The organism is Pseudomonas sp. 24 E 13 (assembly GCF_900004715.1).
GTDB lineage: Bacteria > Pseudomonadota > Gammaproteobacteria > Pseudomonadales > Pseudomonadaceae > Aquipseudomonas > Aquipseudomonas orientalis_A.
Genome location: NZ_CVTO01000062.1, coordinates 1 through 22,814, shown reverse-complemented (window position 1 = coordinate 22,814; position 22,814 = coordinate 1). Strand labels below are relative to the sequence as shown.

At 60.4% G+C, this 22,814-nt stretch carries 19 protein-coding genes and 1 pseudogene; 7 read left to right on the top strand and 13 right to left on the bottom strand.

The genetic code is table 11. From position 1 onward, the window contains the following. Window positions 1-514, top strand: a 514-nt coding sequence (locus BFP90_RS03225; protein ID WP_065895938.1) for an IS3 family transposase, incomplete at its 5' end; no start/stop codon positions are given. Window positions 515-604: 90 nt separating this feature from the next. On the opposite strand, the gene nagZ is transcribed toward BFP90_RS03225, so the two are convergent. Both nagZ and BFP90_RS03215 read right to left on the bottom strand, forming a co-directional pair. Next, window positions 605-1,615 carry a beta-N-acetylhexosaminidase gene (gene nagZ / locus BFP90_RS03220; protein WP_065895937.1) on the bottom strand — a complete coding sequence of 337 codons (1,011 nt, stop codon included), beginning with the start codon at window positions 1,613-1,615 and terminating at the stop codon, window positions 605-607. 135 nt (window positions 1,616-1,750) lie between these two features. Continuing rightward, window positions 1,751-2,458, bottom strand: a complete 708-nt coding sequence (locus BFP90_RS03215) for a TetR/AcrR family transcriptional regulator (protein ID WP_065886340.1) — start codon at window positions 2,456-2,458, stop codon at window positions 1,751-1,753. 263 nt (window positions 2,459-2,721) lie between these two features. On the opposite strand from BFP90_RS03215, the gene lexA reads away from it, so the two are divergent. Next, complete coding sequence (lexA, locus tag BFP90_RS03210) at window positions 2,722-3,330, top strand: transcriptional repressor LexA (RefSeq protein ID WP_017137423.1); 609 nt, start codon at window positions 2,722-2,724, stop codon at window positions 3,328-3,330. A 10-nt stretch (window positions 3,331-3,340) separates the two neighbouring features. Further along, a complete protein-coding gene (gene sulA / locus BFP90_RS03205; protein ID WP_065895936.1) occupies window positions 3,341-3,814 on the top strand; it encodes an SOS-induced cell division inhibitor SulA in 474 nt (157 codons plus the stop codon). Window positions 3,815-3,837: 23 nt separating this feature from the next. Here sulA and BFP90_RS03200 read toward each other — a convergent pair whose 3' ends face one another. The 7 genes from BFP90_RS03200 to BFP90_RS03170 form a co-directional block, all read right to left on the bottom strand. Next, window positions 3,838-4,071, bottom strand: coding sequence for a hypothetical protein (locus tag BFP90_RS03200; protein WP_026136850.1), 234 nt, complete (start codon window positions 4,069-4,071; stop codon window positions 3,838-3,840). A 63-nt stretch (window positions 4,072-4,134) separates the two neighbouring features. Beyond that, window positions 4,135-4,656: a DUF6586 family protein gene (locus BFP90_RS03195; protein WP_065893531.1), complete on the bottom strand. Its 522-nt coding sequence runs from the start codon at window positions 4,654-4,656 to the stop codon at window positions 4,135-4,137. A gap of 193 nt (window positions 4,657-4,849) precedes the next feature. After that, window positions 4,850-7,471, bottom strand: coding sequence for a type I DNA topoisomerase (gene topA, locus BFP90_RS03190; protein ID WP_065895935.1), 2,622 nt, complete (start codon window positions 7,469-7,471; stop codon window positions 4,850-4,852). A gap of 114 nt (window positions 7,472-7,585) precedes the next feature. Then, entirely contained in the window at window positions 7,586-7,822 is a 237-nt protein-coding gene (locus BFP90_RS03185) for a DUF1653 domain-containing protein (protein WP_065886336.1), read from the bottom strand. 97 nt (window positions 7,823-7,919) lie between these two features. Further along, complete coding sequence (fadA, locus tag BFP90_RS03180; protein WP_024074080.1) at window positions 7,920-9,095, bottom strand: acetyl-CoA C-acyltransferase FadA; 1,176 nt, start codon at window positions 9,093-9,095, stop codon at window positions 7,920-7,922. Between the two features lie 29 nt (window positions 9,096-9,124). Then, on the bottom strand, window positions 9,125-11,272 hold the full coding sequence (fadB, locus tag BFP90_RS03175; RefSeq protein ID WP_065893529.1) for a fatty acid oxidation complex subunit alpha FadB: 2,148 nt from the start codon (window positions 11,270-11,272) through the stop codon (window positions 9,125-9,127). 571 nt (window positions 11,273-11,843) lie between these two features. Then, a complete protein-coding gene (locus BFP90_RS03170) occupies window positions 11,844-12,281 on the bottom strand; it encodes a hypothetical protein (protein ID WP_065893528.1) in 438 nt (145 codons plus the stop codon). A gap of 107 nt (window positions 12,282-12,388) precedes the next feature. On the opposite strand from BFP90_RS03170, the gene BFP90_RS03165 reads away from it, so the two are divergent. Beyond that, window positions 12,389-12,835 (top strand): universal stress protein, encoded by a 447-nt coding sequence (locus BFP90_RS03165; RefSeq protein ID WP_065893527.1) that lies wholly within the window; start codon window positions 12,389-12,391, stop codon window positions 12,833-12,835. Between the two features lie 181 nt (window positions 12,836-13,016). Here BFP90_RS03165 and BFP90_RS03160 read toward each other — a convergent pair whose 3' ends face one another. Continuing rightward, window positions 13,017-14,936, bottom strand: a complete 1,920-nt coding sequence (locus tag BFP90_RS03160; RefSeq protein WP_065886332.1) for an ATP-binding cassette domain-containing protein — start codon at window positions 14,934-14,936, stop codon at window positions 13,017-13,019. Window positions 14,937-15,149: 213 nt separating this feature from the next. On the opposite strand from BFP90_RS03160, the gene BFP90_RS03155 reads away from it, so the two are divergent. Further along, window positions 15,150-17,078: a transglycosylase SLT domain-containing protein gene (locus BFP90_RS03155; protein ID WP_065895934.1), complete on the top strand. Its 1,929-nt coding sequence runs from the start codon at window positions 15,150-15,152 to the stop codon at window positions 17,076-17,078. Window positions 17,079-17,164: 86 nt separating this feature from the next. Here the strand turns inward: BFP90_RS03155 and BFP90_RS03150 are convergent. Beyond that, a pseudogene (locus BFP90_RS03150) lies at window positions 17,165-17,920 on the bottom strand (Fic family protein); the annotation flags it as partial. Between the two features lie 64 nt (window positions 17,921-17,984). Beyond that, complete coding sequence (locus BFP90_RS03145) at window positions 17,985-19,751, bottom strand: ABC transporter transmembrane domain-containing protein (RefSeq protein WP_065895933.1); 1,767 nt, start codon at window positions 19,749-19,751, stop codon at window positions 17,985-17,987. A 245-nt stretch (window positions 19,752-19,996) separates the two neighbouring features. On the opposite strand from BFP90_RS03145, the gene BFP90_RS28725 reads away from it, so the two are divergent. Then, entirely contained in the window at window positions 19,997-20,170 is a 174-nt protein-coding gene (locus BFP90_RS28725; protein ID WP_163001695.1) for a PA1571 family protein, read from the top strand. A gap of 54 nt (window positions 20,171-20,224) precedes the next feature. On the opposite strand, the gene pdxB is transcribed toward BFP90_RS28725, so the two are convergent. Beyond that, on the bottom strand, window positions 20,225-21,367 hold the full coding sequence (pdxB, locus tag BFP90_RS03140) for a 4-phosphoerythronate dehydrogenase PdxB (RefSeq protein ID WP_065895932.1): 1,143 nt from the start codon (window positions 21,365-21,367) through the stop codon (window positions 20,225-20,227). A 177-nt stretch (window positions 21,368-21,544) separates the two neighbouring features. On the opposite strand from pdxB, the gene BFP90_RS03135 reads away from it, so the two are divergent. Next, on the top strand, window positions 21,545-22,814 hold a 1,270-nt coding region (locus BFP90_RS03135), incomplete at its 3' end, for an MATE family efflux transporter (RefSeq protein ID WP_065895931.1).

The following is a 22,814-nucleotide window of genomic DNA, read 5'->3' as shown; positions in this document are numbered from 1 at the left end:
CCTGCTCAACCGCCAGTTTAACCCCGAGCAGATCAACCAATCATGGGTTGCTGACATCACTTATATTCGCACTCGAAGCGGCTGGCTGTACTTGGCGGCTGTCATGGATTTGTATTCACGCAAGATCGTAGGCTGGTCCATGGCTCCGCATATGCGCGCAGAGTTGGTGTGCAGTGCTATGCAACTAGCCATCACACAGAGACAGCCTAAACCGGGTCTGATCGCGCACTCAGATCGGGGCAGCCAGTATGCAGGCGCTACTTACCAAGCCATGCTGACACGACATGGCTTGCGCTGCAGCATGAGCCGCAAGGGCAACTGCTGGGACAACGCAGTCATGGAACGTTTCTTCTTGAACCTGAAGATGGAGCGTGTTTGGAGGAAGGACTATGCCAATCATGATGAAGCAATCAGGGACGTCACGGATTACATTGTGCGGTTCTACAATGAACGACGAATGCATTCATCGTTAGACTATTTGCCGCCCAATCAGTACGAGCGGCAAACAGCCTGAAAACACCGATTGAGGTGTCCGGAAAAAGTTGACCACCTCACAATTCAATGTGTGGGAGGGGACTTGCCCCCGATAGGCGCGACGCCGTCTTCAGTCGATCAACTGCGCATCCCGCAACGCGGTAAGCGCTGTCAACCAACGCGGGTCCTGCTTGTAGTCTGTCGATGCAACCGCCTGACCCCGCATACGCGCAATCCGCGCCGACGGCGTGACCTTCATCCGCTGCGCCGCGCTCAGCGCCAGTTCGGCAGCCGCACGGTCATTGCACACCAGCCCCATGTCGCAACCCGCCGTCAGTGCCGCCTCGATTCGACTCGCCGCATCGCCCACCACATGGGCGCCCGCCATGGACAGGTCATCACTGAAGATCACCCCGTCGAACTGCAACTCGCCGCGCAGGATGTCCTGCAACCAGCGGCGTGAGAAACCGGCCGGCTGGCTGTCCACCTGCGGGTAGATCACATGCGCCGGCATCACGGCGGCCAATTGCTTGCTCAGGCGCGCGAACGGTACCAGGTCATTGGCGCGAATCTGTTCCAGGCTGCGCTCGTCATTGGGAATCGCGACGTGGGAATCGGCCTCGGCCCAGCCATGACCGGGAAAGTGCTTGCCGGTGGCCGCCATGCCGGCGCTGTTCATGCCACGGATAAAGGCACCGGCGAGCACGGCGGCGCGCTCGGGATCGCCTTCGAACGAGCGGGTGCCGACCACGGCGCTGCGCTGGTAATCGAGGTCCAGCACGGGGGCGAAACTCAGGTCGAGGCCCACGGCCAGTACTTCGGTGGCCATGACCCAGCCACACTGTTCGGCCAGGTGCTCGGCGTTGGGGTTATCCGCCAGCGCGCGCATGGCCGGCAGGCGCACGAAGCCCTGGCGCAGGCGCTGCACGCGTCCGCCTTCCTGGTCGACCGCCAGCAGCAGGTCCGGGCGCACCGCACGGATCGCCGCACTCAACTCGCGGACCTGGCGCGGGTGCTCGATGTTGCGCGCAAAAATGATCAAGCCGCCCACTTCAGGTTGGCGCAACAGATGGCGATCCTCGGCCGTCAGCCAGGTACCGGCAACGTCGACCATCAAAGAACCTTGCAGGGCAGCAGTCATAAACCTTCCTTAAATAACGCGCACAACCCGTCATTCCTACCAGATACGGTAAGCACAACGGGTTGCGCGTAAAGAGCTGAAATCGGCATGGCGGCTAGCTTAGCGGATGCAAGCGGCCACGCACACCCGCAGCGGTCAAACCTTGGCGAGGGCCGGCGTGGATTTGCTGCGCGGGCGCAATTGGGCCACGGCCATGGCCTGATCGGTCACGCCGGTTTCGGCGCGCATGCCTGCGGCGAGGAATGGCACCATCAGGCGCATCACCTGCTCGATGGAGGTATTGACGCCGAAATCGGTCTCGGCAATCGCGCGCAATGCCTTGATCCCGGACATGCTGAAGGCGGCGGCGCCGAGCATGAAGTGCACGCGCCAGAACAGTTCGATGGGCGGGATGCGCGGGGCCGCTTCGTTGACCAGCAACATATAGCGACGGAACACCTTGCCGTACATGTCTTCCAGGTAACGTCGCAAGTGGCCCTGGCTCTGGCTGAACGCCAGGCCCAGCAGACGCATGAAGATCGACAGGTCGTTGCCGCTGCGTGGCTGAACCACCAGCGCTTGCTCAACGAGGATTTCCAGCAGTTCTTCCAGGCTGGGCTTGTTGTCGGCTTTGGCCTGGCGACGTTCGAGCTCACGGTCGAGACTGGCGCAGAACGGCCCCAGAAAGCGCGAGAACACCGCCTGGATCAGGGCCTTTTTTGAGCCGAAATGATAATTCACGGCGGCGAGGTTGACCCCAGCCTTGCTGGTGATCAGCCGCAATGAAGTTTCAGCAAATCCTTTTTCCGCGAACAACTGCTCGGCAGCATCGAGAATGCGTTCAACGGTTTCCGACTGGGCCATGGCTACTCCGCCTGACAAACACTTGTTTGAAACATACGTTTCAGGGTATGTCTTGTCAAGCCTGCGCGCCCATTTTCCGGCCGGGCAGTCACCTGTTTCGTCGCTATTTAATCACATCCTCCACCGCCTGTAGGCAGCGCTGTCTTCGCCTCCCGGCGCAGCTGATGAATGACCGTCCAGCGGAGCCGCAAAAAAGGATGATTGCCAAGCGCGATTCACTGTATATAATCCCAGTCACTGTATAAAAAGACAGAGCGATCAACATGCTAAAACTGACGCCACGCCAAGCTGAGATTCTGGCTTTTATCAAGCGCTGCCTTGATGACAACGGTTATCCACCGACACGCGCCGAAATTGCGCTGGAACTGGGTTTCAAGTCTCCCAACGCCGCTGAAGAACACCTCAAGGCCCTCGCTCGCAAAGGCGCGATCGAGATGACCCCGGGGGCTTCACGCGGTATTCGCATCCCGGGCTTCGAAGCCAAGGCCGACGAATCGACACTGCCGATCATTGGTCGGGTGGCCGCCGGTGCGCCGATCCTGGCGCAACAGCACGTCGAGGAATCCTGCAACATCAACCCGACCTTCTTCCATCCTCGCGCCGACTACCTGCTACGTGTGCATGGCATGAGCATGAAGGACGTGGGTATTTTCGACGGCGACCTGCTGGCCGTTCACACCACCCGTGAGGCCCGCAATGGCCAGATCGTCGTGGCCCGGATCGGCGATGAAGTCACCGTCAAACGCTTCAAGCGTGAAGGCAGCAAGGTCTGGCTTATGGCCGAGAACCCGGAGTTCGCGCCCATTGAAGTGAACCTCAAAGACCAGGACCTGGTGATCGAAGGCTTGAGTGTCGGCGTCATTCGCCGCTAAAGGAGACATCATGCAGCTCGTGCACACCCCACAACACACACAACTGTCGCTGTTCGAGGCCTTCATGGCTCAACCGCTTGCGCCCATCCTCAAGGAAACGGTCGAAGCGCCCTGGAGCTGCGAACCCGAGGTATTCAGTGAATTGTCGTTGCGTGGTGCTGCCGGGAGCTGCTTGAGCTTGCTGGCGCCAATCCTTCGCGAACTCAGTGAAGAGCAGGACGCGCGCTGGTTGACCCTGATCGCACCGCCCGCCAGCCTGACCCAGGCCTGGCTACGGGATGCCGGCCTCAACCGCGAAAGGATTCTGTTGCTGCAGCCACGGGGCGCACAAAGCGCTCAACAATTGACGTGTGAAGCCTTGCGCCTGGGCCGTAGCCATACCGTGGTGAGCTGGTTGAACCCGTTGAACGCAACGGCCAAGCAGCAGTTGATCGGTGCCGCACACACAGGTGATGCGCAGAGTTTGAATATTCGACTGGGATAAGGGATGAGCGGGTTACAACGGGCTCAGTGAAGAACCCTTGGACCATCGTCCTTTTCCGGCTCGCCTTCAGCCAGGCGACCGGCCATCTGCACCCCAACGCTCAACATGGCTTTAGCCACTTCCACATGCTGGCCTTGCAGGAACGCTTTTGCGTCTTCGGAGAAGTCCAGGGTAACCAGAGAACCTTCGTCCTCAGCCCGGCGCAGCTCGATTCGGCCGTCAGGCAGTTCAACAATTTCCAGAAAGGACGTTGGCATAAAAGTCTGTTCTCCACGAAAGCGCGGGATTATATCAGTGTTGTGGCGTGCAGGCTTGCCCGCTCAGCACTCGGCCAGGCCTTCGCGAAAGCGCAATGCCAGCTTTTTAAGCTCCTGGCGCCAGCTTTCCAGCTCTTCGCGGCTCAAGGGCTTGGGTTCATCTGCCTCCAATGCAACCGCCACGATCAATGGCTGCGTCACATCGCCCTTGGGTACATGGGGGACGCGGGGCGGCTGGAACATGTCGGCATGTGCCTTGAGCAGGCGTGCCAGCCAACTGTCCGGACTCTGGGCCATTTCCACCAGCTCGGCCAATTCCGGAATAGCCATGGTTTCCAACACTTCGCGGGTCATGATCATTTCAGCACGGGGCGAACCTGCCTGGGGCAGACGGTAGAACCCGGCGATTTCATGGCATAGACCCAGCAAGGCGCCGTACAGGTGAAACAAAGCGGCTTCACGCCCCGCCTGGACCAGCGCAATGGCATTCATCTCCTTCCCCACCTCGGCACGGCCAAGGGCTTCCAGGGACAAACCCGCAAAGTAAATTTTCTGATTGGTACGGGTATAGAGTTCGTTGGCCATGACGGCAATCTCCACAACGAATTAGGCCTGATGCTGGCTTGTAGGAGCGAGCTTGCTCGCGAAAAACTTTAGAGAACCACTGTGTATCAGATTTCTCGCGTCATCGTTAACGACCTTCGCGAGCAAGCTCGCTCCTACACACCAAGAAAAGGCCGCCTATAAAGGCGGCCTTTGTATTTCCAGGATCACTCAATCAAGCGCCCTGGCGCTTGTCCTCGACCTTCCACTTGCCACCGTCGTAGAACGCTTTCCATCCGGTAGGCTTGCCGTCGACTTCGGTCTGCACGTACTGCTCCTTGGTCTTGCGGCTATAGCGGATCACGGCTGGGCGACCATCCGGGTCCTTCTTCGGCGCTTCACACAGGAAGTGGTACTTGGGATCGATCTCGTCCTTGTGCGGCACGATCTCCAGCACCAGCGGTGCACGGGTCTCGCGGTTTTTCGGGAACTGGCTGGCGGCCAGGAACAGGCCCGAAGCACCGTCGCGCAGGATATAGGTGTCGTTGACCTTCTCGCACTTGAGCTCGGGCATCTTCACCGGGTCCATCTTCGGCGGCGCCGCATCACCGCTTTTCAGCAGTTTGCGGGTGTTCTTGCAGGTCGGGTTGGTGCAACCGAAGAACTTGCCGAAACGCCCGGTCTTGAGCTGCATCTCGCTGCCGCACTTGTCGCACTCCAGGCTCGGACCTTCGTAGCCCTTGATGCGGTAGGTGCCCTCTTCGATCTCGTAGCCGTTGCAATCCGGGTTGTTACCGCAGATGTGCAGCTTGTGCTTTTCATCCAGCAGATAGGCATCCATCGCCGTGCTGCAGATCGGGCAACGGTGCTTGCCACGCAGTACCAGCGACTCGGATTCGCCCTCGTCGTCCGCGGCGATTTCATCGCCCGGCACCAGGTTGACGGTAGCCTTGCAGCGCTCTTTCGGCGGCAGGCTGTAGCCCGAGCACCCCAGGAACACGCCGGTGGATGCCGTACGGATCTGCATCGGCCGACCGCAGGTGAGGCAAGGAATGTCGGTCATGACCGGCTGGTTGGCGCGCATGCCACTGTCGGGGCTCTCGGCCACCTCGAGTTTCTTCTTGAAGTCGCCGTAGAACTCGTCCAGCACGTTTTTCCAGTCGCGTTCGCCCTGGGCCACGTCGTCGAGGTTCTCTTCCATGCCGGCGGTGAAGCCGTAGTCCATCAGGTTGGAGAAGCTCTCGGACAGACGCTCGGTGACGATATCGCCCATCTTTTCCGAATAGAAGCGGCGGTTGTGCAGCGCCACGTAGCCACGGTCCTGAATCGTGGAGATGATCGCCGCATAGGTCGAAGGACGACCGATACCGCGTTTCTCCATCTCCTTGACCAGGCTGGCTTCCGAATAGCGCGCCGGCGGCTTGGTGAAGTGCTGCGACGGATCAAGCTTGATCAGCTTCAACGTATCGCCCTGCGCCATATCCGGCAGTACATCGTCGTCGCCTGGCTTGGCGATTTGCGGCATTACGCGGGTATAACCGTCGAACTTGAGGATGCGGCCCTTGGCACGCAGCTCAAAGTCGCCCGCCCCCACGCTGACCGTGGTGGACAAGTATTGCGCCGGCAGCATCTGGCAGGCCAGGAACTGGCGCCAGATCAGCTCGTAGAGGCGTTCAGCGTCGCGCTCCATGCCGCTGAGCTTGCTCGGCTCGGTGTTGGCGTCGGAGGGGCGAATCGCTTCGTGAGCCTCCTGTGCGCCTTCCTTGCTGCTGTAGGCGTTGGGCTTTTCCGGCAGGTACTTCTTGCCGAATTCGCTTTCGATATAAGTACGCGCCATCGCCACCGCGTCTTGCGACAGGTTGGTCGAGTCGGTACGCATGTACGTGATGTAGCCCGCTTCGTACAGACGCTGGGCCATCATCATGGTCTTCTTCACACCAAAGCCCAGGCGGTTGCTCGCGGCCTGTTGCAGAGTGGAGGTGATGAACGGTGCCGACGGCTTGCTGCTGGTCGGTTTGTCTTCACGCTTGACGATGCTGTAGCTTGAGGCCTTGAGCTTCTCCAGTGCAGCCATGGCCTGGGCTTCGTTCAGCGGCTTGAACGCCTCGCCGTTCTCGCGGGCCACTTCAAAGCGCACGTTGTTGCCCTTGGCGGTGCCGAGGTCAGCGTGGACTTCCCAGTATTCTTCGGGGTTGAACGCACGAATTTCGCGCTCACGCTCCACCACCAGCTTGACCGCAACCGACTGCACACGGCCGGCCGACAGGCCACGGGCGATTTTCGCCCACAGCAGCGGCGAAACCATGTAGCCCACCACGCGGTCGAGGAAACGCCGGGCCTGTTGGGCGTTGACACGGTCAATGTCCAGCTCGCCCGGCTTGGAGAAGGCTTCCTGGATGGCTTTCTTGGTGATTTCGTTGAACACCACGCGCTTGTAGCGGCTGTCGTCGCCGCCAATGGCTTCCCGCAGGTGCCAGGCAATAGCCTCCCCTTCGCGGTCCAAGTCCGTTGCGAGATAGATGGTGTCGGCATCCTTGGCGAGCCGGCGCAGCTCTTCGATGACCTTTTCCTTGCCCGGAAGGATTTCGTACTTGGCCTTCCAGCCATGGTCCGGGTCAACACCCATGCGTGAGACCAGCTGCTTGCGCGCTTTCTCTTTAGGGGTGAGCACCGGACCTTCGCCCGCAGCCGCCTTGCCGCGCTTGGCGGCAGGCTCCTTGCTGGCGCTAGCCGAACCGCTGGTGGGCAGGTCTCGGATATGGCCGATACTCGACTTCACCACGTACTCGTTGCCCAAGTACTTGTTGATGGTCTTGGCCTTAGCCGGGGATTCCACAATGACCAGCGATTTGCCCATGGATCGGAAAATTCCTGAATTCGAGAAGTGAAAGGCAGTTGGCGCCTGTCGCGGCAACGCTATATATAGTGGCAACAAGATGAGGTCAAGCGCAGCATTCTGCGCGACCTGCCGTTATTGCCCTGAAAAAAGACTGGGTTCGGCCTGGACCAAAGCAAAGCGCGGGACCTGCTCGCCGTCAACTTCGACGGTCTCCAGGAACATACTCAAGGGACGCACCCAAAAGCCGTATTCGCCATACAGTGCTTGGTAAAACACCACTTCTTCTTCGGTTTCGGAGTGCCGTGCCACGCTGAAAACGCGGTACTGCGGCCCCTTGTAATGTTGGTAGAGCCCTGGTTCGACTTTCATGCTCTGGCCCTCGTACAAAATTTGTTGAAAAAAAATATTAAAAATTCCAAAAAACAAAAACCGGGGCACTGGGCCCCGGCTTCCGTCAAGCGAACGATTAAACGCGTTCGAAGACGGTGGAAATGCCTTGGCCGAGACCAATGCACATGGTTGCAACCCCAAGGTTGCCGCCATTTTGCTTCATCACGTTAAGCAATGTGCCGGAGATGCGGGCACCGGAGCAACCGAATGGGTGGCCCAGGGCAATCGCGCCGCCGTGCAGGTTAACCTTCTCATTCATCTTGTCGAGTACTTTCAGATCTTTCAGCACTGGCAGGGCCTGTGCAGCGAAGGCTTCGTTGAGCTCGAAGAAGTCGATATCGGAGATGGTCAGGCCTGCGCGCTTCAAGGCTTTTTGCGTGGCCGGTACTGGACCATAGCCCATGATCGCCGGGTCCACACCCGCTACGGCCATCGAGCGAATCACCGCCAGCGGCTGGATGCCCAGGTCCTGGGCACGCTGCGCCGACATCACGATCATGCACGAAGCGCCATCGGTGATCTGCGACGACGTACCGGCTGTCACGGTGCCGCCCTTGGGGTTGAAAGCCGGCTTGAGCGCCGCCAGGCTTTCCAGGGTGGTGTCCGGACGGATGGTCTCGTCGTAGTCGAACAGTTTCAGGAAACCGTTCTCGTCATAGCCGTTCATCGGGATGATTTCATCCTTGAACTTGCCTTCCACGGTCGCCTTGTGGGCGAGTTGGTGGGAACGCAGGCCGAACGCGTCCTGGGCTTCACGGGTGATGCCGTGCATTTTGCCGAGCATTTCCGCGGTAAGGCCCATCATGCCCGAGGCTTTTGCCGCGTACAGCGACATGTGCGGGTTAGGGTCGACGCCGTGCATCATGCTGACGTGGCCCATGTGCTCCACGCCGCCGACCACGAACACATCGCCGTTGCCGGTCATGATCGCTTGCGCAGCGGTGTGCAGCGCGCTCATCGACGAACCGCACAGGCGGCTCACGGTCTGGCCGGCCGCGGTGTGCGGGATCTGGGTCATCAACGACGCCATGCGCGCGATGTTCCAGCCCTGCTCCAGGGTCTGGTTGACGCAGCCCCAGATCACGTCTTCGACCTCGTTCGGGTCAACCTTGACGTTGCGTTCCAGCAGCTTGCTGATCAGGTGCGCCGACATGTCTTCGGCGCGGGTGTTGCGGTGCATGCCGCCCTTGGAGCGGCCCATCGGCGTGCGACCGAAGTCGACAATCACGACGTCTCTTGGATTCAAGCTCATAAATATTCTCGCTCTAGTCGATTGGGCGCTTAACCGAAGAAGCTCTGGCCGTTCTTGGCCATCTCACGCAGCTTCGCGGTCGGGTGGTACAGCGGGCCCAAATCAGCGTATTTGTCAGCCAGGGCAACGAACTCGGCCACACCGATCGAGTCGATGTAACGCAGCGCACCACCACGGAATGGAGGGAAACCAATACCGTACACCAGGCCCATATCGGCCTCGGCGGCGGTCTCGACGATGCCGTCTTCCAGGCAACGTACGGTTTCCAGGCACAGGGCGATCATCATCCAGTTGATGATGTCTTCGTCCGACACCTCACGCTGTTCGTAGATGACCGGGGCCAGCACTTCGTGCACCGACGGGTCGGCCACTTTCTTCTGCTTGCCCTTCTTGTCGGCCTCGTAGGCGTAGAAACCCTTGCCGTTCTTCTGACCCAGGCGCTTGGCCTCGTACAGCGCGTCGATCGCCGAACGACGGTCGTCTTTCATGCGGTCCGGGAAACCTTCAGCCATGACGTCGCGACCATGGTGGCCGGTGTCGATGCCGACCACGTCCATCAGGTACGCCGGGCCCATGGGCCAGCCGAATTTCTCCATGACCTTGTCGATGCGCACGAAGTCCACACCGGCGCTGACCAGCTTGGCGAAACCGCCGAAGTACGGGAACAGCACGCGGTTGACCAAAAAGCCCGGGCAGTCGTTGACCACGATCGGGTTCTTGCCCATTTTCTTGGCGTAGGCAACGGTGGTGGCCACCGCCTGTTCACTGGACTTCTCGCCACGGATCACTTCCACCAGCGGCATCATGTGCACCGGGTTGAAGAAGTGCATGCCGACGAAATTTTCCGGACGCTTGAGGGCCTGAGCCAGCAGCGAGATGGAAATGGTCGAGGTGTTGGAGGCCAGGATGGTGTCGTCTTTGACCTGGGCCTCGACTTCAGCCAATACCGCCTGCTTGACCTTCGGATTCTCGACAACCGCTTCGACCACCAGGTCGACGTGGCCGAAATCGCCGTAGGACAGCGTAGGACGAATGCCGTTAAGCACTTCAGCCATTTTCGCAGCGGTCATGCGACCTTTATCAACGCGGCCTACCAGGAGCTTGGCGGCTTCCGCCAGGCCCTGCTCGATACCGTGCTCGTTGATGTCTTTCATCAGGATCGGCGTGCCTTTGGACGCCGACTGGTAAGCGATACCGCCGCCCATGATACCGGCGCCGAGTACGGCGGCCTGTTTCACGTCGCGGGCGATTTCGTCGTAGGCCTTGGCCTTTTTCTTCAGTTCCTGATCGTTCAGGAACAGGCCGATCAAGCTCTGCGCAGCAGAGGTCTTGGCGAGTTTGACGAAACCGGCAGCTTCGATTTCCAGCGCCTTGTCGCGACCGAAGTTCGCGGCTTTCTGGATGGTCTTGATCGCTTCAACCGGCGCCGGGTAGTTCGGGCCGGCCTGGCCAGCCACGAAACCCTTGGCGGTTTCGAACGACATCATTTGTTCGATGGCGTTGAGCTTGAGTTTTTCCAGCTTCGGCTGACGCTTGGCCTTGTAGTCAAATTCGCCGCTGATGGCGCCCTTGATCAGGTTCAGCGCAGCTTCGGCCAGTTTGTCCGGGGCAACCACAGCATCGACAGCACCGACTTTCAGCGCGTCTTCAGCACGGTTTTCCTTGCCGGCGGCAATCCATTCGATGGCGTTGTCGGCACCGATGATGCGCGGCAGGCGCACGGTACCGCCAAAGCCCGGGTAGATACCCAACTTGACTTCAGGCAGGCCGATTTTGGCAGTGGCCGACATGACGCGGAAGTCCGCCGCCAGGCACATTTCCAGGCCGCCGCCCAAGGCGATACCGTTGATCGCAGCCACGGTGGGTACGTTGAGGTCTTCGAAATCGCTGAAAATCTTGTTGGCTTCAAGGTTGCCAGCCACCAGCTCGGCATCGGGCAGCTTGAAGTTGTCGACGAATTCGGTGATGTCAGCGCCGACGATAAACACGTCCTTGCCGCTGGAGACGATCACGCCCTTGACCGAAGCATCTGCTTTGATGGTGTCTACGGCCTGACGCAATTCGTTCAGGGTTAGACGGTTGAACTTGTTGACGGACTCACCCTTGAGGTCGAATTTCAATTCGACGATGCCACTTTCAAGAGCCTTAACCGTGATGGCTTTACCTTCGTAAATCATCAACTGATCTCCACGATATGGAAGCTGAACAGTACACACCGGACGCTGGCCTCTGGTTGGACATTGACACCTGCATCAATGCTCACGCCAATCCGCCAGGCACACCCGCCAGTGCGATAGTCGGGGTTATGTCAGAGCTGTCTGTAGGACAAACGCTCAATTCATACGCCCGTTTGATTTGGGTACGCCACCTTCATCCAATTCCGGGCAATTGTCAATCGCTCCAAAGACTAGGAAAAACGCGACTTTCCAGTCAGTTCAGAACCCGAAGCGCAGGATAGCAACCCGTCAATATTTAACTATTCACAGGATCAATAATAGGAAAGGTAGGGGAAAAGCCTGTACAGAAAGGGATAGACGGCTAGGCTAACCGCAACTTGAGGATTTACCGGCCTGCCTGGCCAACTCCAGCCCGATGATGAGTCGGGCTTTTTATTGCCCGGCCTTCCGGTTTTCTGTAGGAGCGAGCTTGCTCACGAAAATCGCCAACCATAACGCAGCGGACTCAGGTTTAACGCGTCGCTCTCGGGTTTTTCGCGAGCAAGCTCGCTCCTACAATGAGTGGGTTATGTCAGGCCAGGGCTTTGAGCAGCGCATCAATATCCTTCAACACACTCGCATCGCCCTTCTCGCCCCAGTACAAGGCGATCATCTGCTTGTCCGCCTCGACCTTGTAGACGTTGGCCGGCAGCGTTGAAAAATACGGCAACAACTTCTCGTCCACGCACACCTCGCGCCATTGGTTGACCCATACCCCCGGCTCCCACTGCCAGTAACTCCAGATGGCCGGCGAGCTGCCGCGTCGTGGCCGGCAGTACTGCGCGCAGGGGCTCGGCGGCTCTTGCTTGAGCCAGTGCGGCCACGCCTGGGGCGCCAGTTGCATGGCCAGCCCGATGCGGCGCGCCTCCATGCGCAGCGCCATGCGCCCGCTCTGATGGCGCGAGGGACGCAGCCATGCCAAAGGGCTCAGCACCACGACAAGGATTGACACCACTATCCAGACCGTCATATGTGTACTCCCGAATTTCTAGATGAGCGGATTTGACCTGACGCAACCGCATCCGCTTGGAAAGCAGCCATACTGAACTTATTGCAGTCCCCCTGGAGGAACGCCCCATGCCCTACACACATATTCTGGTCGCCGTCGACCTGACCGAAGAGTGCGATCCAGTGATCAAGCGTGCGCAGGAATCTGCATTGGCCAATGGCGCCATACTGTCGTTGGTGCATATCGTCGAGCCCATGGCCATGGCCTTTGGCGGTGACGTGCCGATGGACCTTTCCCAGTTGCAGCAACAACAATTTGACCAGGCCAAGGAGCGCCTGGATCGTTTGATTCTCAAATACCCGCACCTGAAAAAGGAAGACTGCCACCTGACATACGGCCAACCGCGCCAGGAAATCCATCACTTGGCCAAGGAAAAGGCTTGCGACTTGATCGTGGTGGGTAGCCATGGTCGCCATGGCCTGGCGCTGCTGCTGGGCTCTACTGCCAATGATGTGCTGCATGGCGCGCCGTGTGATGTGCTGGCCGTCAAGTTGGTTAAAGACACCAGCAAGTAAGACCGTTGAAGATCAAATGTGGGAGGGGGCTTGCCCCCGATAGCATTCTGTCAGTTGATATATCTGGTGACTGATACACCGCTATCGGGGGCAAGCCCCCTCCCACATTTGGATCGCATTTCATATAAAAAACCCGGTGCTCATCAAGTGAGCACCGGGTTTTTTAATACGTTGAAATTACTCAGGCATCCAACTCGGCCCAACGCTCAACCAGCGCTTCCAACTCCTGGTTCAACGTCTCCAGGGTGGCGATGACTTTGGCGGTTTCCGCCGCCGGGCGCTGGTAGAAACCGGCGTCAGCCATCTCTGCCTCTACTGCGGCAATCTGCTGTTCCTTGGCGTCGATATCACCCGGCAAGGCTTCCAGCTCGCGCTGCAGCTTGTAGCTGAGCTTTTTCTTGGCCGAAGGCGCAGCTTCCTGTGCCGGAGCGGCGGCGGCCACGGGCGCGACGACCGCAGAGGTCAGGTCGGCCTTGCCGGACTTGCTTTCGGTCACGCCCAAAAGGCGCGGCGAACCGCCCTGGCGCAGCCAGTCCTGATAACCACCGACGTACTCGCGCACCTTGCCCTCGCCTTCGAAGACCAGGGTGCTGGTGACCACGTTGTCGAGGAATGCCCGGTCGTGACTGACCATCAGCACGGTGCCGTTGAAGGTCAACAGCACTTCTTCGAGCAACTCGAGGGTTTCCACGTCGAGGTCGTTGGTCGGTTCGTCGAGTACCAGCAGGTTCGCCGGCTTGCTGAACAGCTTGGCCAGCAGCAGGCGCGCGCGTTCGCCACCGGACAAGGCTTTCACCGGGGTACGCGCACGTTGCGGGCTGAACAGGAAGTCGCCCAGGTAGCTGAGGACGTGGCGGCTCTGGCCGTCGATGTCGATAAAGTCGCGACCTTCGGCGACGTTGTCGATGACGGTTTTCTCCAGGTCCAACTGGTGGCGCAACTGATCGAAGTAGGCGACGTCGATACGCGTGCCCTCTTCCACCGTGCCGCTGGTCGGCTGCAGACCGCCGAGCATCAGCTTGAGCAAGGTGGTCTTGCCGGTGCCGTTGGCGCCCAGCAGACCGATACGGTCGCCGCGCGCCAGGACCATGGAGAAGTCCTTGATCAGGAACGGACCTTCCGGGTGATGGAAGCTGACGTTCTCCAGCACCATGACCTGCTTGCCCGACTTGTCGGCCGTGTCGAGCTGGATATTGGCCTTGCCGGTGCGCTCGCGACGTTCGCTGCGCTCCACACGCAGTGCTTTCAACGCACGCACGCGGCCTTCGTTACGGGTGCGACGCGCCTTGATGCCCTGGCGGATCCAGACTTCTTCCTGGGCCAGTTTCTTGTCGAACAGCGCGTTGGCGGTCTCTTCAGCCGAGAGTGCGGCTTCCTTGTGCACCAGGAAGCTGGCGTAGTCGCCGTTCCAGTCGATCAGGCCGCCACGGTCCAGTTCGAGGATGCGGGTGGCCAGGTTTTGCAGGAAGGAACGGTCGTGCGTGATGAACAGCACGGCGCCCTGGAAATCCTTGAGGGCTTCTTCCAGCCAGGCGATGGCGCCGATATCCAGGTGGTTGGTCGGCTCGTCGAGCAGCAGCAGGTCCGGTTCGGACACCAGGGCCTGGGCCAGCAGCACGCGACGACGCCAGCCGCCGGACAACTGGGCGAGGGTCTTGTCGGCCGGCAGTTGCAGGCGGCTCAGGGTGCTGTCGACCAGTTGCTGCAAGCGCCAGCCATCGCGGGCTTCGAGGTCTTGCTGGACGTGCATCAGCTTGTCCAGGTCGGCTTCGGTGACGCAGTTCTGCGCCAGGTGATGGTATTGCGCAAGCAATTCGCCAACGCCGTCCAGGCCTTCGGCGACCACGTCGAACACTGTCCGCTCGTCGGCTACCGGCAATTCCTGCGGCAATTCGCCAATCTTGAGGCCCGGAGCGCGCCAGACAGAGCCCTCATCGGGCTTCTGGTCGCCTTTTACCAGCTTCATCATGCTCGACTTGCCGGTGCCGTTGCGGCCGATGATGCACACCCGCTCACCACGGGCGATCTGCCAGGACACCTTGTCCAACAACGGCATAGCGCCGAAAGCAAGGGACACATCGCTGAATTTGAGCAGGGTCATACGCTTCTCCAAAAACTGGGCGCGCATTCTACCTGAGTTGAGGGTGGGATGCGGCCTGCATTTTCGCTGCCGACACGTTCTGCAGGACATTTGCCGCGAACTTGAACCAACCGGCCGGCAAAGCTTTCGCCGGTCGCTGGCAAAAGGCTAAGCTAGGGGCAATCAGTGTCGGCGATGCCGGTGCTAGTCGTGATTTCTCTGCACGGACGTCTCATGCGCAGTCGCCTTTTCAACTTTTTATCCTGTCTGCTTCTTTCCACCACCGCCGTTCAATCTGCCCAGGCCGTGGACCTCACCACCCAACGTCAATATTACGATGAAGCCAAGCGCGCCCTCGCCAAGGGCGACAGCGGCCCCTACATGCAATACAGCCAGGCCCTGGCCGACTACCCGCTGACGCCGTACCTGGCGTATGACGAACTGACCGCACGCCTTAAAACCGCGAGCAACCAGGAAATCGAACAGTTTCTCGCCAAAAACGGCGACCTGCCCCAGGCCAACTGGATGAAGCTGCGCTGGTTGCGCTGGCTGGCCGACCGGGGTGACTGGCAGACCTTTGAAAAGTACTACGATACCAAGCTCAATTTCGTCGAGCTGGACTGCCTGCACGGCCAGTACCAACTGACCCACAACCTCAAGGCCGAAGGCTACAAGACCGCCGAGAAGCTGTGGATGACCGGCAAATCCCAGCCGGCCGCCTGCGATGTGACCTTTGGCCAGTGGGCCTCTGACGGTCAGTTGACCGAGCAGAAAATCTGGGACCGCACCAAGCTTGCCGCCGAAGCACGCAACTACGCACTGGCCAACAGCCTGGTGAAAACCCTGCCGACGCTCGGCGCCCAGGGCCGCCTGATGATCGACGTGGCGCAAAAACCCGACATGCTCAGCGACCCGTCGCGCTTCCTGCCGGCCACCGAGGCCATGTCCGACGCCGTGGGCCTGGGCCTGCGCCGCCTGGCTCGCCAGGACCCGGACAAGGCCATGGCCCTGCTGGACGGCTACGCCAGCAGCATGCACTTCTCCCGTGACGAAAAAGTCTCGATTGCCCGGGAAATCGGCCTGACGCTCGCCCGTCGCTACGACCCTCGTGCGTTGGACGTTATGACCCAATACGACCCGGAGTTGCGCGACAACACCGTTTCGGAATGGCGCCTGCGCCTGCTGCTGCGCCTGGCACGCTGGGAAGATGCCTACCAACTCACCCGCAAGCTGCCCCAGGACCTGGCCACCACCAACCGCTGGCGCTACTGGCAGGCGCGCAGCCTGGAGCTGGCCGAACCGAAAAACCCGCAGGCGCTGGTGCTGTATAAAAACGTGGCCAAGGAACGCGACTTCTACGGTTTCCTCGCCGCCGACCGCTCCAAGACCCCTTACCAGTTGAACAACAAGCCGCTGGTGATGAGCCAGGCGCTGGTCAATAAAGTGCGCAATACCCCAGGCGTGCGCCGTGCCCTGGAGTTCTATGCCCGCGGCCAGATCGTCGATGGCCGCCGCGAGTGGTACCACGTCAGCCGTCACTTCAACCGTGATGAAATGGTCGCGCAGGCGAAGCTGGCCTACGACATGAAGTGGTACTTCCCGGCGATCCGCACGATCAGCCAGGCGCAATATTGGGACGACCTGGACATCCGCTTCCCGATGGCCCACCGCGACACCCTGGTGCGCGAAGCCAAGGTGCGCGGCCTGCATTCGAGCTGGGTGTTCGCAATTACCCGCCAGGAAAGCGCCTTCATGGACGATGCCCGTTCCGGCGTCGGCGCCAGCGGCCTGATGCAACTGATGCCCGGCACCGCCAAGGAAACCGCGCGCAAGTTCAGCATTCCCCTGGCTTCCCCGGCCCAGGTACTGGACCCGGACAAAAACATCCAACTCGGCGCCGCCTACCTGAGCCAGGTGCACAGCCAGTTCAATGGCAACCGTGTGCTCGCTTCCGCCGCCTACAACGCCGGCCCCGGCCGCGTGCGTCAATGGCTGCGCGGTGCCGATCACCTGAGTTTCGACGTGTGGGTGGAAAGCATCCCGTTCGACGAAACCCGCCAGTATGTGCAGAACGTGCTGTCTTATTCGGTGATCTACGGGCAGAAGCTCAATTCGCCGCAGCCGTTGGTGGATTGGCATGAGCGGTATTTTGATGACCAGTAAGAGGGGCAGCTTCAAGCGGCAAGTTTGAAGCTTCAAGAGGAATGCCCGTATTGAGAGATGCGGGCATTTTTTTAGAGTCGGCTTTACACCGCCTCAGCCAGCGCCAGGCTCAGGGCTTGCAACATGAATTCAACAAAGGGCGTCGCTTCTGCCTGCTGATCCGCCGCCGACAGCGCAGCATAGTAGGCATCCTGCTGATCCCGAATAACCGCCTCCACTGGCAGATAAGCCAGCGCCGGGCGCCATTGGCTGAGTATCAACGTCTGCCAGAGCCGCCCCATTCGTCCATTGCCGTCTGCAAAGGGATGGATGAATTCGAACTCGTAATGGAATACACAACTGGCGATCAAGGGGTGCCAATCTGAAGCTGACTGCCATTGCAGCAAATCATCGATCAGATGCGCAACGCGACTCGCAGGCGGCGCCATATGAACCAATTGCTCGCCGCGATAAATGCCAACCCCCGAGTGACGAAACCGTCCGGCATCGTCTATCAATCCGAACATCAGCAGTTCGTGGGCTTTGAGCAGGTCAGCACGATTACTCGGCGTCCAGTGCGGCATCGCCTCATAGGCTGCAAAGGCGTTGCGCACTTCCTGGATTTCCCGTGGCAGGCCCAGTACTCGCTTACCCTCCAAGACAGCGGTGACTTGCTCGACGCTGAGCGTATTGTTCTCGATCGCGAGCGAAGCCTGAATGGTGCGAATCCGATTACCGCGCCTCAGCTGAGGCGTCTGGCGGCTATCGTTGCCCGCCGAGAGCTGACCGATCTGCTCACTGATATCGGCTACCAGCGCCAGCATCTTTGTCGTCAGCGTCAACGGAGGTTGATAACGGCTCATATCCTCATCCAGATCATTTATCGAAAGGCCCTATGATGCCCTAAGGCGCAAGCACACTGCAGCTTCATTCCTCCTGCCCGCCATCACTGAACTGCAACGCCGCCAACCGCGCATACAGCGGATTGCTCGCAATCAACTGCTGATGCGTGCCCACGGCCACCAGCTTGCCCTGGTCCATCACCGCTATCCGGTCGGCGTTTTTCACCGTGGCCAGGCGATGCGCGATCACCAGGGTGGTACGGCCCTGCATCAATTGCGGCAGGGCTTGCTGGATCAGGTGTTCGCTCTGGGCATCAAGGGCGCTGGTGGCTTCGTCGAGCAGCAGGATGGGGGCATCCACCAGCAAGGCACGGGCGATGGCCAGGCGTTGCCGCTGACCACCGGAGAGGCCCAGGCCACCGTCGCCCAGGTGGGTCTGGTAGCCGTCGGGCATTTGCAGGATGAAGTCATGGGCATGGGCGATACGCGCAGCGGCCTCGACCTGTTCGCGGGTGGCGGTGGGGTTACCGTAGCGGATGTTGTCTTCGATGCTGCCAAAAAACAGCGCCGGGCTCTGGGAGACCAGGGCAAAGTGGCGGCGCAGGTCCAGCGGGTCGAGTTCGGTCAGCGGCCTGCCTTCGAGCAGGATGCGGCCTTGCTGGGGGTCGTAGAAGCGCAGCAGCAGGTCAAAGAGCGTCGATTTGCCTGCGCCGGAAGGGCCCACCAGCGCGAGGGTTTCACCGGGGTTGATCGTCAGGTTCAGGCCATCGATGGCGTAGCTGTCTGGCCGCGACGGGTAGGAAAAGCGCAGGTCCTCAAGCGTCATGCGCCCGCTGACACGCTCCGGCAAGCGTACGCTGCCGCTGGCCGGCGCCTGGATGTCGTTGCTCGACTGCAACAGCTCGCCAATCCGCTCTGCCGCACCGGCGGCCCGCTGCAATTCGCCAAGCACTTCGCTCAAGGTGCCGACGGCGCTGCCGACAATCAGGCTGTAGAACACGAACGCCGCCAGCTCACCGCCGGAAATGCGCCCGCTGATCACGTCCATGCCGCCCACCCACAACATCACGCCCACGGCGCCGAGCACCAGCATGATCACCAGGGTAATCAGCCAGGACCGCTGCAGGATGCGTTTGCGCGCGGTGGCAAACGCCTCTTCCACGGTCAGGGCAAAACGCTGTTCGTCCTGCGCCTGATGGTTATAGGCCTGCACGGTCTTGATCTGGCCCAAGGTCTCGGCCACGTAGCTGCCGACATCAGCGATGCGGTCCTGGCTCTGCCGTGACAGGCTGCGCACACGCCGGCCGAAGATCAGGATCGGCGCCAGCACCAGCGGCAACGCCACCACCACAATGCTGGTGAGCTTGGGGTTGGTGATGAACAGCAGCACGATACCGCCAATGACCATCAAGGCATTGCGCAGGAACAACGACAGTGATGAGCCGATCACCGATTGCAGCAAGGTGGTGTCGGTGGTCAGGCGTGACTGGATTTCCGAGCTGCGGTTGTTCTCGTAGAAACCGGGATGCAGGTAGATCAGGTGGTTGAACACTTGCCGGCGAATGTCCGCCACTACGCGCTCACCGATCCACGACACCAGGTAGAAGCGCGTGAATGTGCCCACCGCCAGGCCCAGCACCAGCAGCATGAACAGGCCGATGGACTGGTTGAGCAGGTGCGGTGACTGGGTCATGAAACCCTGGTCGACCAGCAGGCGAATGCCTTGCCCCATGGACAAGGTAATACCGGCGGTGACGATCAGCGCCAACAGGGCGCCCAGCGCCTGCCAGCGGTAGGGCGCGATAAAGCGGCTGGCCAGGCGAATCGCGCGGCGTTGACGGGTTGAGAACATACGGGCTTCACCACTGACGGAGTCTAACCCTCAACATTGGGGGAACTTGCGCAAATAACAATGAGTCAGGTTAATTATGCCCGCCGATAGAGGCCGCTAGAGGCTATCGGTCTAAGACTGATCTGGAAATATGTGCCGGTTTCTGGTGGACTGGGTGTCCGAACCGGTGAACGTGTATGGAGTTGTAACAGCTCGGTCACGCGGGGGAATTAAAGTAGGTACACAACCTGATGAGGAGACAGGCCATGACCTTGCAAAACAGCAGCAATGCCAAGATTGAAGTGATCCGCCAACCGCAGGCGCTGCCTTGCTCTTACATCGATGCCAAGGGCCGCGAAGTGCAGATTACCGAAGAAATGATCCAGCAAGCGTGCAGCGAACTGGAACAGCGCCTGGTCAAGCCTGCGCAGCAAGGCTGAAACGCCGATGCTCTTTCAAACCCGGCCCAGTTGGCCGGGTTTTTTATCGGCTGTCTAAACGCAGACCGCGCCCAGTGCGGTCACGACGTTGGACAACACGGCCGACTCGCCGTTAATGCGCACCTTGAGGCCATCAATCTCGCGGCGCTCCGGGTAGTGCTTGCGCAATAAGTCAAAGGCCTTGCGCTGCTCGTCCACCGTTCCCACAAGGCTGCGACGCAAATCCGCATCATCGCGGCGCGGGTCGTACACGCTGCGACACAAGGTCGCCAACGCCCAGGCCGGGTCGGTCGACGCGTTCAGGTGCACCTCGGCCAGCCACGGTTGCGGCAGCAGGTCGCTCAAGTGGATGCTCGGCTCCAGGCCCTGGTGGGCACAGAACGCCTGATAGACCTGCGCCGTGCCGCGCTGCTTGCCGTCGAGGCTGTAGCCGGCGATATGCGGGGTGGCCAGTACGCACAGGTCAGCCAGGTCGGCATCCACCTGCGGCTCGCCCTCCCACACATCCAGCACCGCTTGCAGATCTTCGCGCTCAAGTAATACGTCGCGCAGGGCGGCGTTATCCACCACCGCGCCTCGACTGGCGTTGATCAGCCAGGTACCGGGCTTGAGTTGTTCCAGGCGCTGGCGATCAAACAGATGCCAGGTGGCGCCATTGCCGGACTTGATCAGCGGCGTGTGCAGGCTGATCACGTCGCATTGCTCGATGATCTGTTGCAGGCTCACGTAGTCGCCGTCTTCGGCGATCTGTCGTGGCGGGTCGCAGACCAGCACGTTCCAACCCAGGCCCTTGAGCACCTGGACCAGCCGCCCGCCAACCTCACCGGCGCCCACGATGCCATAAGTACGCCGGGTGAGGTCGGCCCCTTCGATTTCGGCCAGGGTCTGCAAGCTTCCCAGCACATAATCCACCACGCCCCGGGCATTGCAGCCGGGTGCGCTGGACCACTGGATACCGGCCTGGCGGAAATAATCGAGGTCCAGATGATCGGTGCCGATGGTGCAGGTGCCGACAAAACCCACCTTCGAGCCCTCAAGCAGGGCGCGGTTGACGTTGGTCACCGAACGCACCAGCAGCACATCGGCCTGCTCCACCGTGGCGCGGTCAATCGAACGACCGGGTACGCGGCGAATCTCGCCAAATCCCTGGAAAAATGCATCGAGCAGCGGAATATTTTCGTCGGCAACAATCAGCATGGCGGGCTCCTTTGGCGGATCAGCAGTGTACAGGCATGGGATTGAAGTGACACATGGGTTATGGGGTGCCTGTGTAGTCGCATTACAAATCAGCAACATAGGTTTTTTCCTGACCGTTGCGTCAAGGCGTAGAATCCGCCGTCCTTGCGACTGCCCTTTTTGATTGGACACCTGTACGTGAACACCGCTACCGCTACCCTCACCCGCCCCGCCCGCATCCGTCGGGAAGTGCGCGGCCTGCTGACACTGGCCCTGCCGATCATGATCGGCCAACTGGCAACCACCGCGATGAGCTTTGTCGACGCCGTGATGGCCGGGCGGGTCAGCCCCAAGGACCTGGCGGCGGTGGGCCTGGGTAACTCGATCTGGATCCCGGTGTACCTGCTGATGACTGGCACCCTGCTGGCCACCACGCCGAAAGTCGCGCAGCGCTACGGTGCCGGCACGTTCACCGAAATCGGGCCGTTGGTGCGTCAGTCATTGTGGCTGGCCGTGGTGGTCGGCCTGTGCGGCGGCCTGTTGTTGCTGTGCGCCGAGCCGATACTGCATGCGATGAAGGTCGAGCCCGACCTGATCGAGCCGTCCATGGGCTATCTGCATGGCATCGCGGCCGGGATGCCGGCCATTGCACTGTATTACGTGTTTCGCTGCTTCAGTGACGGCCTGGGCCGTACGCGGCCGAGCATGGTCATGGGCCTGATTGGCCTGGCGCTGAATATTCCGCTGAACTACATCTTCATCTACGGCCATCTCGGCCTGCCGGCCATGGGCGGCGTGGGATGCGGCTGGGCCACGGCGATTGCAATGTGGGTAATGATGCTCGGTCTGGCCGGGTGGACGCGCTGGGGCGCGGCGTATCAGAGCAGCGAATTGTTCAAGCGCTTCGACTGGCCACAATGGGCGGTGATCAAACGCGTACTGGGGATCGGCCTGCCGATTGGCGTGGCGATCTTTGCCGAATCGAGCATCTTCGCGGTCATCGCCCTGCTGCTGGGCAACCTGGGCGCCACGGTGGTATCCGGCCATCAGATCGCGCTGAATGTCAGCTCCCTGGTGTTCATGATTCCCTACTCCCTGAGCATGGCCGTCACCGTGCGCGTCGGACAAGCCCTGGGCCGTGGCGAACCGCGTGAAGCACGCTTTGCCGCAGGCGTCGGCATGGGTACGGCGCTGGCCTATGCCTGCCTGTCCTGCAGCCTGATGCTGGTGTTTCGCGAACAGATTGCGGCGATCTACACCCCCGACCCGGTGGTGATCCACCTGGCATCGATGCTGATCGTGTTCTCGGCGCTGTTCCAGTTCTCCGATTCGATCCAGGTGACCGCCGCCGGTGCGCTGCGCGGCTATCAGGACACGCGGGTGACCATGCTGCTGACCTTGCTCGCCTACTGGGGCGTGGGGTTGCCGGTGGGTTACGCCCTGGGGTTGACCGACTGGCTGGGCGAAC

Coding starts and splice junctions, on each gene's coding strand:
- BFP90_RS03145 (WP_065895933.1), bottom strand. CDS start 19,751: ATGTTCTCAACCCGTCAACGCCGCGCGATTCGCCTGGCCAGCCGCTTT.
- BFP90_RS28725 (WP_163001695.1), top strand. CDS start 19,997: ATGACCTTGCAAAACAGCAGCAATGCCAAGATTGAAGTGATCCGCCAA.
- lexA (WP_017137423.1), top strand. CDS start 2,722: ATGCTAAAACTGACGCCACGCCAAGCTGAGATTCTGGCTTTTATCAAG.
- BFP90_RS03215 (WP_065886340.1), bottom strand. CDS start 2,458: ATGGCCCAGTCGGAAACCGTTGAACGCATTCTCGATGCTGCCGAGCAG.
- BFP90_RS03160 (WP_065886332.1), bottom strand. CDS start 14,936: ATGACCCTGCTCAAATTCAGCGATGTGTCCCTTGCTTTCGGCGCTATG.
- BFP90_RS03185 (WP_065886336.1), bottom strand. CDS start 7,822: ATGAAAGTCGAACCAGGGCTCTACCAACATTACAAGGGGCCGCAGTAC.
- nagZ (WP_065895937.1), bottom strand. CDS start 1,615: ATGACTGCTGCCCTGCAAGGTTCTTTGATGGTCGACGTTGCCGGTACC.
- fadB (WP_065893529.1), bottom strand. CDS start 11,272: ATGATTTACGAAGGTAAAGCCATCACGGTTAAGGCTCTTGAAAGTGGC.
- topA (WP_065895935.1), bottom strand. CDS start 7,471: ATGGGCAAATCGCTGGTCATTGTGGAATCCCCGGCTAAGGCCAAGACC.
- sulA (WP_065895936.1), top strand. CDS start 3,341: ATGCAGCTCGTGCACACCCCACAACACACACAACTGTCGCTGTTCGAG.
- BFP90_RS03170 (WP_065893528.1), bottom strand. CDS start 12,281: ATGACGGTCTGGATAGTGGTGTCAATCCTTGTCGTGGTGCTGAGCCCT.
- pdxB (WP_065895932.1), bottom strand. CDS start 21,367: ATGCTGATTGTTGCCGACGAAAATATTCCGCTGCTCGATGCATTTTTC.
- BFP90_RS03195 (WP_065893531.1), bottom strand. CDS start 4,656: ATGGCCAACGAACTCTATACCCGTACCAATCAGAAAATTTACTTTGCG.
- BFP90_RS03200 (WP_026136850.1), bottom strand. CDS start 4,071: ATGCCAACGTCCTTTCTGGAAATTGTTGAACTGCCTGACGGCCGAATC.
- BFP90_RS03155 (WP_065895934.1), top strand. CDS start 15,150: ATGCGCAGTCGCCTTTTCAACTTTTTATCCTGTCTGCTTCTTTCCACC.
- BFP90_RS03165 (WP_065893527.1), top strand. CDS start 12,389: ATGCCCTACACACATATTCTGGTCGCCGTCGACCTGACCGAAGAGTGC.
- fadA (WP_024074080.1), bottom strand. CDS start 9,095: ATGAGCTTGAATCCAAGAGACGTCGTGATTGTCGACTTCGGTCGCACG.